This is a genomic window from Phycisphaeraceae bacterium (genome assembly GCA_040222855.1).
In the GTDB taxonomy this organism is placed as follows: Bacteria; Planctomycetota; Phycisphaerae; order Phycisphaerales; family Phycisphaeraceae; genus Mucisphaera.
This window is the reverse complement of record JAVKCD010000003.1, coordinates 78,742-94,418: the sequence shown is the minus strand read 5'-3', so window position 1 is coordinate 94,418 and position 15,677 is coordinate 78,742. Positions and strand designations below refer to the sequence as shown.

General features: G+C 62.4%; 15 protein-coding genes. 6 read left to right on the top strand and 9 right to left on the bottom strand.

Translation table 11 applies throughout. The annotated features are described in order from the left end of the window. Nucleotides 1–19 precede the first annotated feature (19 nt). Nucleotides 20–1,072 (bottom strand): N-acetylneuraminate synthase family protein, encoded by a 1,053-nt coding sequence (locus tag RIG82_00410; protein MEQ9459400.1) that lies wholly within the window; start codon nucleotides 1,070–1,072, stop codon nucleotides 20–22. A gap of 24 nt (nucleotides 1,073–1,096) precedes the next feature. Then, nucleotides 1,097–2,146: a dTDP-glucose 4,6-dehydratase gene (gene rfbB / locus RIG82_00405; GenBank protein ID MEQ9459399.1), complete on the bottom strand. Its 1,050-nt coding sequence runs from the start codon at nucleotides 2,144–2,146 to the stop codon at nucleotides 1,097–1,099. Nucleotides 2,147–2,242: 96 nt separating this feature from the next. Here rfbB and RIG82_00400 point away from each other — a divergent pair, with 96 nt between their 5' ends. Genes RIG82_00400 through rfbD form a run of 4 tightly spaced genes read left to right on the top strand, consistent with a single transcriptional unit; the run spans nucleotide 2,243 to nucleotide 5,057 of the window. Next, a complete protein-coding gene (locus RIG82_00400) occupies nucleotides 2,243–3,022 on the top strand; it encodes a sugar phosphate nucleotidyltransferase (protein ID MEQ9459398.1) in 780 nt (259 codons plus the stop codon). Nucleotides 3,023–3,050: 28 nt separating this feature from the next. Beyond that, a complete protein-coding gene (locus tag RIG82_00395) occupies nucleotides 3,051–3,665 on the top strand; it encodes a hypothetical protein (protein MEQ9459397.1) in 615 nt (204 codons plus the stop codon). Next, nucleotides 3,652–4,224 carry a dTDP-4-dehydrorhamnose 3,5-epimerase gene (gene rfbC, locus RIG82_00390; GenBank protein MEQ9459396.1) on the top strand — a complete coding sequence of 191 codons (573 nt, stop codon included), beginning with the start codon at nucleotides 3,652–3,654 and terminating at the stop codon, nucleotides 4,222–4,224. The genes RIG82_00395 and rfbC overlap by 14 nt, the downstream gene beginning before the upstream one ends. Then, complete coding sequence (gene rfbD / locus RIG82_00385; GenBank protein MEQ9459395.1) at nucleotides 4,224–5,057, top strand: dTDP-4-dehydrorhamnose reductase; 834 nt, start codon at nucleotides 4,224–4,226, stop codon at nucleotides 5,055–5,057. Before rfbC ends, rfbD begins: the two co-directional genes overlap by 1 nt. A 1-nt stretch (nucleotide 5,058) precedes the next feature. On the opposite strand, the gene RIG82_00380 is transcribed toward rfbD, so the two are convergent. The 3 genes from RIG82_00380 to RIG82_00370 are packed head-to-tail and all read right to left on the bottom strand — an operon-like array spanning nucleotide 5,059 to nucleotide 8,496. Next, a complete protein-coding gene (locus tag RIG82_00380) occupies nucleotides 5,059–6,846 on the bottom strand; it encodes an SLC13 family permease (GenBank protein ID MEQ9459394.1) in 1,788 nt (595 codons plus the stop codon). 24 nt (nucleotides 6,847–6,870) lie between these two features. Next, nucleotides 6,871–7,488, bottom strand: coding sequence for an adenylyl-sulfate kinase (cysC, locus tag RIG82_00375; protein MEQ9459393.1), 618 nt, complete (start codon nucleotides 7,486–7,488; stop codon nucleotides 6,871–6,873). A gap of 3 nt (nucleotides 7,489–7,491) precedes the next feature. Continuing rightward, nucleotides 7,492–8,496 carry a 3'(2'),5'-bisphosphate nucleotidase gene (locus tag RIG82_00370; GenBank protein ID MEQ9459392.1) on the bottom strand — a complete coding sequence of 335 codons (1,005 nt, stop codon included), beginning with the start codon at nucleotides 8,494–8,496 and terminating at the stop codon, nucleotides 7,492–7,494. 155 nt (nucleotides 8,497–8,651) lie between these two features. Here RIG82_00370 and cysD point away from each other — a divergent pair, with 155 nt between their 5' ends. After that, the gene (cysD, locus tag RIG82_00365; protein ID MEQ9459391.1) at nucleotides 8,652–9,596 is read left to right on the top strand and encodes a sulfate adenylyltransferase subunit CysD; all 945 of its coding nucleotides are present in this window, start codon (nucleotides 8,652–8,654) and stop codon (nucleotides 9,594–9,596) included. A gap of 21 nt (nucleotides 9,597–9,617) precedes the next feature. Further along, a complete protein-coding gene (gene cysN / locus RIG82_00360) occupies nucleotides 9,618–11,603 on the top strand; it encodes a sulfate adenylyltransferase subunit CysN (protein ID MEQ9459390.1) in 1,986 nt (661 codons plus the stop codon). Nucleotides 11,604–11,614: 11 nt separating this feature from the next. Here the strand turns inward: cysN and RIG82_00355 are convergent, their stop codons facing one another. From RIG82_00355 to RIG82_00340, 4 genes are read right to left on the bottom strand one after another with little or no spacing between them, the layout of a single operon-like run. Then, complete coding sequence (locus RIG82_00355; protein ID MEQ9459389.1) at nucleotides 11,615–12,820, bottom strand: glycosyltransferase family 2 protein; 1,206 nt, start codon at nucleotides 12,818–12,820, stop codon at nucleotides 11,615–11,617. After that, nucleotides 12,817–14,025 (bottom strand): glycosyltransferase, encoded by a 1,209-nt coding sequence (locus tag RIG82_00350; protein ID MEQ9459388.1) that lies wholly within the window; start codon nucleotides 14,023–14,025, stop codon nucleotides 12,817–12,819. The genes RIG82_00355 and RIG82_00350 overlap by 4 nt, the downstream gene beginning before the upstream one ends. Nucleotides 14,026–14,038: 13 nt before the next feature. Further along, on the bottom strand, nucleotides 14,039–14,632 hold the full coding sequence (locus tag RIG82_00345) for an HAD-IIIA family hydrolase (protein ID MEQ9459387.1): 594 nt from the start codon (nucleotides 14,630–14,632) through the stop codon (nucleotides 14,039–14,041). Further along, a complete protein-coding gene (locus tag RIG82_00340) occupies nucleotides 14,632–15,663 on the bottom strand; it encodes a glycosyltransferase (protein MEQ9459386.1) in 1,032 nt (343 codons plus the stop codon). Before RIG82_00340 ends, RIG82_00345 begins: the two co-directional genes overlap by 1 nt. Nucleotides 15,664–15,677 lie beyond the last annotated feature (14 nt).

The window sequence follows — 15,677 nt, the reverse complement described above, 5'->3', positions numbered from 1 at the left end:
CCGGTGTTTTTGTTGATGTTCAGACCAGGTGATCATCCTGGAGCAGGTGATTGGCCTCGATGGCCTTGCGGAGCGATCGTCCGATGACTTCGTTGAGTCTCTCGGGACGGATACCCAGGCCGGGTCGTTTGACGGTCAGGTCTTCCCGGGTCAGGCGATGCCCTTCTGGGAGGTCGCGGACGGCGCAGACGCTCTGCCGGGACACCCGCCGGACATCCTGCTCGACATCCTGAACCGTTTTGCGGATGGGCCCGAGCACACTCTGTGCCTGCCGTACATGGGCAACGTAGGCCTTCATCTGTGTTGGCGACAGGCTGGCACTGTGGTCAGGACCGGGGGCGGAGGGGTCGTGTGTCAGGTGTTTTTCGAGAAGACAGGCGCCTGCGGTAACCGCCAAGGCACCGGTCTCGATCGAGGCGGTGTGGTCGGAGTATCCGACGCGGACGCCAAAGGCATCACGCAATGCCTGGATCCCGCCGAGGGCGGCCTGCTTCATTGGCGTCGGATAGGACGAGACACAGTGCAGCAGTGCCCCGCCTGCTTTGTGCTGCTTGAGTCGAGTGGCGACTGGCTCGACTTCGTGGCGTTCGCAGGCTCCGGTCGAGATCACCATCGGCAGCTCGAGCTTCAGGCACCGATCGATGAGCGGGAGGTTCACGGCATCCGGCGAGGCGATCTTGATGAAATCAACGCCTAAGGCTTTGAGGTCTTCCACATCATCCGGGCTAAACGGCGTGACGCCGAACGCAATCCCAGCATCTCGTGCGTTATCACGCAGCTTTTTCATCGATTCGATGGAGAGTGCTAACGGCTCGAGCAGGTCAGCGGGCGAGTCCGCAGCGGATTGCTGATAGGTAGCCAGGGAGGCCTCAGCAGACAGGAGTCGATCCGGGCGGAAGAGTTGAAACTTCAACGCATTGCAGCCGGTCTCCACCGCGTGATCGATAAGGGTCATCGCCTTTTCGACCGACCCATCGTGGTTGACGCCGATCTCGGCTATGACCCAGACCTTGGGCGGGTCGTGCTCGGTTGCGTGGGCGATCGGCAGGGAGGTTGGTTGATTCGCGTCCATGCATTCTCACGATGTTACAGAGGATTAGTGGCCCAGAGAGCTGGCTCCGGCCTGGTACTGCTGTTCATAATACTCGCGGTATGCCCCGCTGCGGATACGTTGCCACCAGTCGACGTTGTCCTTGTACCACTGGCAGGTCTGCTCCAGACCCTCGGGCCAGGCCGATCGTGAGGGTTCCCACCCGAGTTCCCGGGCGATCTTGGAAGCGTCGATCGCGTAGCGCCGGTCGTGTCCTTTGCGGTCCGGGACGTACTCGATCATCTCCTCGCCATGCCCCATGACCTCAAGGATCGCATGCGTGAGTTCTAGATTCGATCGCTCGTTGTTCCCGCCGATGTTGTAGGTCTCGCCGGATGTTCCCTTTTCGGCGACCAGCAGGACGGCCTCGCAGTGATCGATGACGTGCAGCCAGTCACGCACGTTCTTGCCATCACCGTAGAGCGGGACCTTCATCCCCTGGATCAGATTCGTCACGAACAGTGGAATGACTTTTTCCGGAAACTGATACGGCCCGAAGTTATTCGAGCAGTTGGTGATGCAGGCGTGGATGCCGTGGGTGTGATAGCACGCGCGGACAAGATGGTCGGATGCCGCTTTGCTCGCCGAGTAGGGGCTGCTGGGGTGGTAAGGCGTGGTCTCATTAAACTTCAGCTCCGGCTGGTCCAGTGGGAGGTCGCCATAGACCTCATCGGTCGAGACGTGCACGAGTCGCTTCTGCTTCTTCGCATCAGCCCGTCGAAAGGCGTCGAGGAGGCACTGGGTTCCGAGGACGTTGGTCTCGACGAAGGGCCGTCCGTCGATGATCGAGCGATCGACGTGACTCTCCGCGGCCATGTGGATGACGACATCGACCTCTGCGATCAGGGATTCCATCAGCTCGATATCGCGGATATCGCCATGTACAAACCGGTATCGCTCCGGGAAGCGGGTCTCGATGTCGCGGAGGTTATCGGGATTTCCCGAGTAGGTCAGGACGTCCAGGTTGATGACGGACGTGTCGTTTCGGCTTTCGAGGGCGAAGCGGACAAAGTTGGACCCGATAAAGCCGCTGCCGCCTGTGATCAGGATGTTCATGACGCCTGTGCTCCCATTCTCGCTGAGGACGCGGGGTTAATCCGACCATCGGCTTGACCGGCGTGCCACGTTGACCGATCCTCATTCTAGCTATGGATGAACCTCTTAAGGGTGCTGTCTATGAAAGGCGTCATACTGGCAGGAGGTCTCGGGACCCGGTTGCGTCCTCTGACCCTCGTCACCAACAAGCATCTGCTGCCGGTCTACGACCGGCCGATGATCTATTACCCCATCCAGTGCCTGCTGAACGCCGGGATAAACGAGATCCTCATCGTCACAGGAGGGGAGCACGCGGGCGACTTCCTCAAGCTCCTCAAGAACGGCAAGCAACTCGGTCTCAAGCAGTTGGCCTACGCCTATCAGGAAGGTGAAGGCGGGATCGCCGATGCCCTGAAGCTGGCTGAGGACTTCGCTGATGGCGACAAGATCTGCGTGATCCTCGGCGACAACATCGTCGAGGGAAATATCCGCAAGGCTGCTGGCGATTTCTTTACCCAGGGGTCCGGAGCCAAGCTCCTGCTCAAGGAAGTCCACGATCCCGAGCGCTTTGGCGTTGTCGCTTTCGATGACGACGGCAAGGTCAGCCGGATCATCGAGAAACCCGAGAACCCGCCGAGCAACATGGCGGTGACGGGCATCTACTTCTACGACAACGACGTGTTCTCGATGTGCCAGAACCTCAAGCCCTCAGGCCGCGGTGAACTCGAGATCACCGACGTCAATCAGGCTTACCTCGAACGGGGTGACCTCACGTACGAGCCTCTCGAAGGCTGGTGGACCGATGCGGGAACCTTCGAGAGCCTGCATCGGGCGGCCAATCTTGTGAAAGACGCTGGAGCCAATCACCTCGCGTTGCCGGTTGCCCAGTCGGTCTGACCGGCAGTCGTGAGGAGCCGATGTCGTGATGCTGATGGCGTTGTCCACTCCGCCGGGCTGGCACCTCGGCATCAACGACCCGACCATCGAGGCGTGGATCATCGTCGCTGCTTACGCGCTGGCGGCGTTTGCTTCGGCACGAGCCGCCATGGCAGCGGCTGGGCGCGAATCGGTTTTTTGGTGGAGTGTTGCCGTGCTCATGAGCGTCCTATGCCTCAATAAGCAGCTCGATGTTCAGTCGCTGGTCACCCAGTACGGCCGCGAGATCGCACGAGAACAAGGCTGGATGGATTACAAACGCGCTTTGCAACTCTGGTTCGTCTTGTCTGTGGCCGGTGGGATGTTCCTCGCCGTGGGTGGCATCTGCTGGTTCATGCGCGCCCTTCTCTGGCGACTGAGAATCGCCTTGATTGGGCTGGTCATCATCGCTGGGTTTGTCCTGACTCGCGCCGTCTCGTTCCACAATCTTGAAATCTTCCTTGGACGATCCATTGATCCAGCGGGTGTCCTGAGATTCAACATTCTGTTTGAGCTGCCGGGCATCCTGCTGGTCGCCTGGTCCGCGTGGCTTAGACAGAATCAGCGTGCTGTATCGCCCTCAGATCATTCATTACCGGAAGCTCGCCATCATGCAGATCCTTGAGACCGATATCCCGGGCGTCCGCATCATCGAGCCGAAGAAGTTTGGCGATCATCGTGGCTTCTTTATGGAGACCTACTCCAGCCCGCGACTGGCCGAAGCCGGGATCACGGACCACTTCGTGCAGGACAATCATTCGCTGTCTGCCTCGGCGGGAACGCTCCGGGGACTTCATTGCCAGCGACCACCCCACGCGCAGGCCAAACTGGTTCGGGTGACCCGTGGGCGTGTGCTCGATGTCGCCGTCGATGCTCGTCAAGGTTCGCCGACCTTTGGTCAGCACGTCGCTGTCGAGCTAGATCCTGATTCCGCCCGCCAGCTGTACGTTCCCTTCGGGTTTCTCCACGGCTTTGTCACCCTCGAACCCGATACGGAGTTCCTGTACAAGGTTTCCGATGTCTACGCCCCGGACTGCGACACTGGCGTCCGTTTCGATGACCCTGACCTGGCCATCGACTGGCGTCTTGGCGGTCGAGAACCGATCCTGTCGGACAAGGACGCCAAGCTTGTCGCCTGGCGTGATTTCGATTCGCCCTTCACCTACCAGTCCGAAGTCGCCTGATGAAGACCCTCCTGCTCTCACCCAACGGGATGCTCGGCACGGCGTGGAAGCGTTTGCTCGAAGCCAAGGGCATCGACCACACGGCGATCGGTCGACCCGATCTCGATCTCACACGCCCCGCATCGATCGATGCCGTGATGTCATCGGGCTACTCCCACATCGTCAACTGTGCGGCATGGACGGATGTTGATGGTGCCGAAGAGCACGAGCACGCCGCGACCGTCATCAACGGTGCAGCCGTACGCCTGCTCGCCGAACACGCCGCCGAGATCAATGCGCAGCTTGTCCACTACTCCACCGACTACGTCTTCAACGGTCAGGCCGCGAGCCCGTACCCGATTGATGCTCCCCACGATCCTGTGAACGCTTACGGACGCTCGAAAGCCGCTGGCGAAAAAGCCATCCGGCAGTCCCGAGCCTCACACCTGGTGATCCGCACGAGCTGGGTCTACGCGCCGTGGGGCAACAACTTTGTTCAGACGATGCGCAAGCTCACAGCTGATCGAGATGAGTTGAAGGTCGTCGCTGATCAACGCGGACGACCGACCTCCGCAGAGCATCTCGCCATGGCTTCGCTCGAACTGATGCAGAAGAAAGCCGAAGGCTTCTTCCACGTTTGCGATGGGGGCGAATGCACCTGGCACGAACTGGCCAGCCACGTCGCTGGTTCCACTGGATCGGCTTGCGTCGTTCAGCCCTGCGCGACCAGTGAGTTTCCTCGCCCGGCGAAGCGTCCGTCGTACAGCGTGCTCGATCTCAAGCCCGCTGAGGACCTGATTGGTCCCATGCCCGACTGGCGTGACAACGTCGATCGAGTCCTCAGTCACTCGTGAATCAGAACGGCCAGATCAGAGGCGTCACGATCGTCGTCACCACCAGGACCAGCGCCGTCAAAGGTAGCCCAACCCTTGAGTAATCCGTGAATCGGTAGCCGCCCGGTCCGTAGATCATCAGATTGGTCTGATACCCGATCGGCGTCGAGAAACTCGCCGAGGCGGCAATCATGATCGTGATCAGGTACGGCACCGGCGAGACGCCCAGCCCCTCCGCACTCGCCATCGCGATCGGGTAGACCAGCAGCGCGGCGGCCACGTTGGTCATGATCTCGGTAAAGACATTCGCGAGCACAAAGATCACCATCAAGGTGAGCAGAGCACTCCCGCCTGTGAGGGTCATCATCGCTGAGGCAACACCCTCAGCAAGCCCCGACTGGGCCACGGCGGTTCCGAGGCCTAGTGCAGCACCAATCACCAGAAGGATCTGCCAGTCGATGGACGATCGGGCTTCCGCCGCCGTGCAGCAGCGTGTGAGCCACATTAGACCCGCCGCGACCAGCGAGGCATGCAGCATGCTCAGCAAACCAGCCGCCACAGCCACCACCAGCAGCGTCAGAACGACCAGCGCAACCCAGGCCTTTTCATGACGAAGCGGGACCGAATCATCGATCGTGCTCACCAGATAAAAGTCCTGGCTGTAACGCCGCTGATCGACGAAGCTCGACGGGGCTTCCATCAGCAGCGTGTCACCGGGTTGGAGGACGATGTCGCCGATCTTCTGTTGGAGTCGTTCGCCATTGCGCGCGACTGCCAGCACCGCGGCGTTGTAGACCGTGCGAAAACGACCCGCTCGGATCGATTTACCCACCAGTGGGCAACGATTCGAGACCACGCCCTCGATCAGCCGCCGGGCACTGCGCGGGGCATCGAGTTTGAACACCGCATCTTCCGCGGGTGCCAAGCCCCTGATCTTCCGCAAGTCCACCACCGACGCCACCATCCCCACAAAAACGAGTCGGTCGCCCGCTTCAAGTCGCTCGCCCGGCCCGACTGCCGCCAGGACTTCGCCACGACGATCGATCTCAGCCAGGTAGAGGCCGGGGAGATGCCTCAAGCCCGCCGCCTCGATCGTCGAGCCGACCAGCGCCCCATCGGGTTCGACGATCATCTCCACGGCGTATTCCCTCGCACACCCATCCGATTGAAGGGCGGGCTGACGATCGGGTACCAACCAGCGGCCCACCACCAGCAAGTAGACGATACCAACGATGGCGCACGGCAGCCCCACCCAGGCGATCTCGAACATCCCCAATCCACCTTGCAGGCTTGGGTCCGACCGCATCCGGCCGTCAACGACCAGATTTGTCGATGTGCCGATGAGGGTGCACATCCCGCCAAGCATCGTGGCGAAACTCAGTGGCATCAGCAGTCGCGACGGGCTCACGCCAATCTTCCGCGCCCAGTCGCGCACGATCGGTAGGAACACCGCCACCACCGCCGTGTTGTTCAAAAACGCCGAGAGCGCTGCGGCTGGCGGCATCAACCGTAGCTGAGCCGCTAAAGCACCCTTGGGGCGCCCAAGAAACCACTGCGCCAGCATCTCCGCAGCGCCTGTCTGCCGGAGACCCGCTGCCACGACGAACAGCACGCCGATGGTGACCAACCCCTGATTGCCAAACCCGCTCACCATCACATCGATCCCCGGCATCCGATCACTAAAGAGCGACAGCGAAGCCAGCACGGTCATCGTCCCCAGCAGCACCACATCAGGCCCAGTCAGGTTCCACGCCAGCACCACGATCATGGCCACCAGTGTCGCGAGCGTAAACCAGGCTTCCCAAGGCATGCACACGTTCCGTTCGGGAGGAAATCAGCCGCTCAACAGACCACGCGATTCGAGCGCATCAACCACCGCAGCGACTTCCTGCTTCAGCGTCATCGCATCGGTCCGCAGCGTGACCTCGGCTTGTTCGGGCGCTTCATACGGCGAGCTGATCCCGGTGAAATCGGCGATCTGACCGGTACGTGCCTTTTGATACAGGCCCTTGGGGTCCCTGTGCTCCGCTGCTTCGAGCGAGCAGTCGACGAACACCTCGATAAACATCAACCCCGCATCTTCGTGCAGCTTGCGGACGCGCCCTCGATCTTCCCGGAACGGGCTGATGAAACTGCTCAGCACGATCAGCCCAGCGTCGGCCATCAGCTTCGTCACCTCGCCGATCCGCCGGATGTTCTCGACACGATCCTCGTCAGAGAAGCCCAGGTTCGCGTTGAGTCCCATCCGCACGTTGTCGCCATCAAGCCGGTAAGCCAGCTTGCCCCTGCGGGTCAGCTCGGATTCGACCGCCACGGCCACCGTGCTCTTCCCGCTGCCCGACAAGCCCGTCAACCAGACCGTCGCCCCGCGCTGGCCGAGCAGACGCGCGCGATCCTCACGAGCCACCTCCCCGCCGTGCCACGTCACATTCGTTGCTTTGGGGTCGCTCAAGCTCTATTCCTCCGGCAGCGTCGCCACCGCACCAATCGCTTCGATGATCCGAGCATGGTCAAAACCGACACTCGCCGCGATGCCCCGATTTCGGGTTAGCTCGCGACCGAGGCTGAAATCCAGCGGTTGTCCGGAGACATCGGTTACGACCCCGCCTGCCTCCTCGACCACGATCGAGCCCGCCGCGTGGTCCCAGATTTTTTCTCGATACCCAGGGCGCGTCGGCATCCGCAGGTAGATCGACGCCAGCCCCGAGGCCAGCGCCGCGTACTTCGCCTGGCTGTCGATCCGGTAGGGAGGCTCGGTGATCCCGACACGCTCAGCGATCGCCGCCGACTGGCTCTGATCGCTGTGGGCCGACTCGACCGACTCGCAGAACCGCAGCGGCCCACCCTCGATGACCCGCAGGTCTCTGGCTTCCAGCGACCCGTCCGCTCCAAGTGCAAACCGGGTAACACCAGACCCGCGTCGTGCCGCGAGCAGCGTCCCAGCCCCCGGGCTGTCGGGCATCTCCAGATTCGGGCAGGCCAGGACGCCGAGTTCCACTTTCCCTTCCACAATCAGCGCTAGGGCGACCGCATACTGCTCGCGTCTAAGAAAGCCCTTGGTCCCGTCGATCGGGTCCAGCGTCCAATAAGAGCCCTTGCCGGGCTCGATCGCGGAAGACCCCCGCTCGATCCAGCCCAGCACCTCGTCTTCCGAGCAGTTTTCTCCCAGTGACGCCCCGACCTCCTCGGTCACCGCGGACCGGGTCCGGGCCTCGTCATCCCCCCGCAGGGCATCAGCCGACTCCTCCCCGACCACTGCGGTCACTTCCGCATGGCTGGCCAGATGACGGCAAACCAGGGCCTGTGAGGCGAAATCAGCGACCGTGACCGGGCTCTTATCCCGCTTCTCCAGTGTCCCAGGCGTCACCCGCCGGGCCTGCACCCGCCGGCACGCCTCCGCCGCCAGCGCAGCCGCCTCAACCGCCACCAGCAACACCTCATCTGATTCCGATAGACTCAACCGAGTAACTCCTTCGCCGATAAGGTCCCAAGCGGCTTATCTCACCGCACAACCCGTTACCGTATCGGTAGATCCGCCAGCCACGGGAGTCTGATCGTAACACCCCGACCCCTCCCTGTAGAACCCGGCACCCTCGCCCCGGAGAGCCCGACGACGTGACTGATCCCGCAGCCAACCCTCCAGCTCATCTCGACACCTACCGGCTCACGCACCTGCGTACCCTCGAGGCCGAGAGCATCCACATCATCCGCGAGGTCGTCGCCCAGTTCGACAAGCCGGTCATGCTCTTTTCGATCGGCAAAGACTCCTGCGTGATGCTCCACCTCGCCCGCAAGGCGTTCGCTCCGGGCAAGCCTCCCTTCCCGCTGCTCCAGATCGATACCGGCTGGAACTTCCAGTCCATGTACACCTTCCGCGACGACTACATCGTCGCCGAACTCGGCCTCGAAGTCCTGGTCCACATCAACGAAGAAGGCCTCAAGCAGGGGCTAAGCCCCTTCACCCACGGCAGCAAGACATTCACCGACGTGATGAATCTCGGTGCCCTCCGCCAGGCTCTCGACAAGTACCGCTTCGATGCCGCCTTCGGTGGCGGCCGCCGCGATGAGGAAAAAGCCCGCGCCAAGGAGCGCGTCTACTCCTTCCGTGATTCGAACCACCGCTGGGACCCCAAGAACCAGCGGCCCGAACTATGGAATCTCTACAACGGCTCGGTCCACAAGGGCGAACAGATCCGATCCTTCCCCCTGTCCAACTGGACCGAACTCGATATCTGGCAGTACATCCACCTCGAGAACATCAAGCTCGTCCCGATCTACTTCGCCTCCGAGCTGCCCGTTGTCGAGTTTGAAGGGCAGCTCATCGCCGTCGATGACGACCGCGTGCCCCCGGAGATCGCAAAAAACGCAACCAAAGAATGGGTCCGCTTCCGAACCCTCGGAGACTACCCCCTCTCCGGGGCCACCCGCAGCAAAGCCAACACCCTCCCGCAGATCATCCAGGAGATGCTCCTGGCGACCCGCTCAGAACGCGAGGGCCGCACGATCGATAAGGACCCCGGTGCTTCCATGGAAGAGAAGAAACGCCAGGGCTATTACTAAGCCTCTACAGACCACATAAGCATGACCACCAGCGACCAACCATCATCCGCGTCCAGCTACGCCAACGCCGAAGCCGACAGCATCGCCACCGATATCGATGCGTATCTCCGCCTCAACGAGCGCAAGGAGATGCTCCGCTTTCTTACCTGTGGGTCTGTCGATGACGGCAAGTCCACACTCATCGGTCGTCTGCTCTACGACTCGAAGATGGTCTACGAAGACCAGCTCGCCGCGCTTCAGGTCGATTCCGACCGCTACGGCACCACCGACACTGCCTTTGACCCGGCGCTGCTGACCGATGGCCTCCGTGCCGAGCGCGAGCAGGGCATCACCATCGATGTCGCCTACCGCTACTTCTCGACGCCCAAGCGCAAGTTCATCATCGCCGACACCCCGGGTCACGAGCAGTACACCCGCAACATGGCCACCGGTGCCTCCAACTGCGACCTGGCCATCATCCTCATCGATGCACGCCACGGCGTCCTCACCCAGACACGACGCCACGCCTTTATCGTCTCTCTCCTCGGCATCCGACACGTCATCGTCGCGATCAACAAGATGGACCTGGTTGATTTCAGTCAGGAGACCTTCGAACGCATCCAGTCCGATTTCTCCGACTTCGCTGCTCGCCTCGACATCCCCGACATCCGCTTTGTCCCGATCGACGCCCTCCACGGGGAAAACGTGGTCAACCCCTCAGAGAAAACGCCCTGGTACCGCGGCGCGACGCTGATGCACTTGCTCGAAACCGTGCACATCGCCTCGGACCGCAACCTTGTGGACCTCCGCTACCCCGTTCAGATCGTCAACCGCCCCAACCTCAACTTCCGAGGCTTCTGCGGGACCATCGCCTCCGGACGCGTTCGTCCCGGCGACGAGGTGATGGTGCTGCCGTCCCGAAAAACCTCGAAAGTACGCGAGGTGGTGACCTTCGAGGGACCTGTAGACGAAGCCTTCCCGCCCATGGCCGTCACCCTGACCCTCGAGGACGAGATCGACTGCTCCCGTGGCGACATGATCGTCCACCCCCGCAACCTCCCACGCACCGGGCGCACCTTTGAGGCCATGCTGGTCTGGATGACCGACGAGCCGATGACCCCCGGCCGCGGCTACATCATCAAGCAAACTCACAAGCTGGTCCCGGGCCGCATCACCGAACTCCGCTACCGCATCGACGTCAATACCCTGCATCGACACGACGCCGACAACCTCGAACTCAACGGCATCGGACGCTGCCGGATCACCGTCGATGAACCCATCTGCTACGACCCCTACAAGGTCAACCGCACGACCGGCTCGTTCATCGTCATCGACCGCCTGACCAACAACACCGTCGGTGCCGGCATGATCCTCGAGATGTCCACCGACGAGAACGACACCCGCGCCGGTCAGCAGACCGTCATTCAGAGCCCGTTTGTGGTGGGTAAGAAGAGCGAGATCGAGCCCGCCGAGCGTGCCCGCCAGCTCAGGCATCAGGCCTTCACCCTATGGATCACCGGGCTCAGCGGCTCCGGCAAGGCCGCGCTGGCTTACGCCCTCGAACGCCGTCTCTTCGATCGTGGCTGCGCTGTCCACGTCCTCGATGGCGCCAGCACACGCCTGGGTCTGAGTCGCGGACTCGGCTTCTCACCCGAAGACCGCACCGAACACACCCGCCGCGCCGCCGAAGTCGCCCACATCGCCAACGACGCCGGCCTCATCACCATCGCCTCGTTCCTCTCGCCCTCTGCGGCCGACCGCACCATGGCCCGCGACCTCATAGGCGATCACCGCTTCGCCGAGGTCTACCTCTCCGCTCCACTCGACTACTGCAAGCAGCGCACCGGCTCTGATTTCTACACCAAAGCCGAGAAGGGCGAACTCCACGATGTCGCTGGCATCAACGCGCCCTACGAAGCTCCCCGAAGCCCTGACCTCACGCTACCTACCCACGAAATCGATCTCGACACCTGCGTCGATCGCGTCATCAGCCTGATCGACTCCCACGGCTGGCTCAACACAGATTAAACAACCGGCCCTCACGGTTTCTCAGAATCAGAATGCTGGGGGCGCTCGGTCCGCACCCAGGTGGTCTGCTTGTCAATAAAAAATCGCACATAAAGCGGGATCTTCCACAGCACATACCCCGGCACCGCCAGCAGATCGCGCACCCGAACACGCTCTCCACCATCCCTGACCACCGCGACCAGCACCGTCACCAGCAACACCACGCCCGTCTCAACCAGCAGCAGCGCCGCCAAACTCCCAACGCCTAGCAGCAAGGCTAATGGAACCAGCACCACCGTCAGTGCCAGCCAGCCGACGCACAGTATTGCCAAGGGTGGAACCGCCAGATCAACCCCCGCCATCACCGGCTCCAGCCGCCCCCGCAACAACCCTCGAACGATCAGCCGCGGAGCGTGACGCACCAGCGTCTCCAGATGCCCGTGCTCCCATCGCGTGCGCTGCGTGTTCGAGGCTCGCTCACCTGACGGGGCGGCGCTCGTCACCAGTGCCTCTTCGCATAGCCTCGCGCCCTGACCCCGCAACGCAAGGTCAATCCCGAGTTGCATGTCCTCCACCAGATGCCCTGACGCCCAGGACACCCGACCGACCAACGCCCAAGGCAGCGCCATCCCCGTCCCCGTCATCGGGCAGGACAATCCAAGCCGTGCCAGCCCGCGCGGGCGCACCAGATTCTTAAACAAAAATGCCAGCACCGACACCCGGTCCCTGATGCCAGCATCGGTTGGCGGGTCCAACAAATACACCGCTTGCGCCGGCCGACCACTCACCTCCGCCTGCCTCGCCAAGGGTCGTAGCGATCCAGCTCGCAGCACACAATCCGCATCCGCGATTACCAGCGTCGCTGGTGGGTTCTTCCCCAGCGACTCGATCCCATACGCCAACGCATAACCCTTACCTCGCTGCTCTTCATCAAACCGTTCAATCACCTCGGCGCCCGCACTCCGCGCGATCTCAGCCGTCCGATCGGTGCAGTTGTCCGCCACCACCAGCAGGCGATCCTTTTCCCGCAGCTCGGACAGCATGGACCGCAACGTCACCTCGATCCCCGCCTCCTCGTTATGAGCGGGCACCAGCACCGCAATCGTTCCAGGCTCCGCATCATCCGCCAACCCGCCCGAAGGCAGCAAAAAACCGGCCCATCCCTCCACCGCCACCACAAGAATCGCCAGCACCACGGGCAACGTGCCCACCAGCAGCACCAGCTCGATCAGCATCATCGCGTTGCCCTCACACAGCGCTCAAACACCTCGACCAGCTTCCTGGCCTCAGTCACCGCCGAGTGACGATCCAGCACCAGCGCACGACCCTTCGCTCCCATCTCAGTCAGCGTCGTTCTGTCGGTATCGACAAGTCGCTCAATCCCCCGCGTCAGCGCTTCCACATCACCCGCCGGAACCAGCACGCCGTTCTCCGGATCACGCACCAGCTCCGGAATCCCCGCGACATAGGTGCTCAGCACCGGCCGCCCCAGCGCCATCGCCTCCATTAACACGACCGGCAACCCCTCCGCGAAACTAGGCAGCACCAACGCCAGACTTGTCTCGATCTCCTGCCGGACCCGCGACGCATCCACCCACCCGGTGATCGTTACCACATCTCGAAGACCTAACTCATCAATCCGCCTCTCGATTTCTTCCCGCATCTCACCGTCCCCCGCCAGGACCAACGCCACGGTACGACCCGCAGAACGCGCCCGGGCGACCGCTTCGAGAAGGAGCAACTGGCCCTTCTGTTCACACAGCCGCCCGACGCAGACCAGTCGAGGCGTATCCGGAATCGGTGTCGGCTCGGTCTCCAGAAACATCGCATCCAGCCCGCAGTGCACCTCAGCGATCCGATCCCACCGCCCAGCGGGCATCCATCGCATCAACTGACTCCGCCCAAACGAGCTGATCGCCACCACCGCGTCGGCCTCCTCCATCTTCATGCCCAGCCCAATCGCCGGAACCTTGTCGAACTCCTCAGGCCCGTGAACCGTGAAACTCCAGGTCGGCCCGCCAAGCCGCCGAGCCAGCATCGCCACCGCCGCCGAGTTGGTCCCGAAGTGCGCATGCACATGATCCACGGGCCGCTGAGCTAAATCAGCCATCAGCCGCGCCGCCTCCATCAGGTATACCAGATGGCGCAGCAGACCACGCTCCGACCGACGCCCCAGCTTCCAGGCAGCGAAGGACGCTGAGACCCATCTCGCAGGCCGCGTTAGCTTGCACCAGGTCACCGCCGCCAGCAAAGGCCCCAGCCCCCGCAGCAGCACGCGCGTCTTCTCTGCCTCAGCGAGATCAGCCGCATCCACCAGCCCCTCCGTCGCCCGGATCGAGTACCGATCCACCTCGTGTCCCAGCGACTCCAACGCAGCGATCTCACGCCGAATAAAGCTGTGACTCACCTTCGGATACTGGTTGACCACGTACGCAATCCGCACACCAAACTCCTGTCTAGCCCGCCGACCGAAGAACCTGATCCACCGCCGCCGAAAACGACGACACACGCTCCGTCGCGACCAGATCAGCATCATCGCGCTCGAGCTTCTGACCCGTATCAATCAATATTGTCCCGCAACACCCGCCATCACGCCCCGCGATCAGGTCTCGCTCAGCATCACCGATCATCCAGCTCCGCGTGGTATCCAGGCCGTGCGCGCGTGCAATCTCGATCACAAGGCCCGGCCCCGGTTTCCGCATGAAGTGCTCGACCACTCGACGATTCTCCGTCCCCGGTGCCATCGTGCTCCACCCGCTCGCCACCAACTCGATCCCCTCCTCAGCCAGCAAGCCGTCCAGCCGATCCTGACAAGCGACCACATCCTCTTCCGTGATCATCCCCCGCCCGACCCCCGACTGGTTCGTCACGATCGCCAGCCCATAACCTGCATCACGCAGCCGCCTGAGCCCCGCCACCACCCCAGGCAGCAACACCACCCGGCTCGCATCGCCCAGATAGTCCGCATCTTCAATCAGCGTTCCGTCACGATCGAGAAAAACCGCCTTCTGACCCCCCCGTGTCGGCCAGCCCGGTCCAGCTTGTCTCATCAGTTCACTCCTGCCGGCGGGCGGTGATACTCGATCAGAGGCGTCGTCTTGCCCCGCACACGGTTCACAACATACGTCAGGATCCCTAGTAACTCAGGATATTTTCCCAGCACGATAAACCATGCGTACCACCACTGCGGCCGCCCGCGATCATCCTGACAACCCAACCCGATCTTCACAAACATCACGACATGCAGCAGCGCAACCCCCGCAGCCATAAGCCACCACCACGCCGAGACCAGCAGCCCGAGCCCCGCAGAAACCATGAACAACAACGGCATCAACCCCGCCCACAGCAGAGTCCTCAGGACCTCCCGCCGGTGATGAAACTCCGGCGCCCCGCCATGCAGCGCAAAGCCCTCCGCGTAGGCATGGCCCGTCCGCCGCGTCCGCCGCCACCACTGACCCAACCGAGTCATCGCCGCATCGTGCAGCGTCATTGACTCACCCAGTCGACAAACCCGCCAACCTCTGGCTCGCACACGGATGAACATCTCCGCCTCTTCCCCCGCGATCATCGCCCCGTTGAACCCGCCACCCTCCCGAAACGCCTCCACCCGCATCATCACGTCCCCGCCCGTCGCCTTCACCAGCCCAACCGGCTGATCCCACTCGATATCCGCCAGCAGGTTGTAGACCGACGCTTCAGGATGCCGCTCCCGTCGACGCCCCGCCACGGCCCCCACCCGCGGCTTAGCATCCAGGCACGCTCGCCCCTTCTCGATCCAGCCCGATTCGACCTCGCAATCCCCATCAACGAACTGCACATAGCGCAAATCCGGATAACGCTCCAGCAACGCAGCAAATCCCGCGTTCCGCCCCCGCGCCATGGTAAACCCCGCCGACGTGTCCAGCTCGTGAACCTCAAAACGCATCGATCGCGCAAGAGTCACCGAACCATCCGTCGATCCCGAATCCACATACACCAGCCGCGTGATCCCCGAGCCCTTCAACGACAACAGACAGCGTTGGAGCCGCTCGCCCTCGTTTCGACCGATCACCACCACCCCAACAGCCTCGGCCGTTGTCACAGACGTCGGTGCCT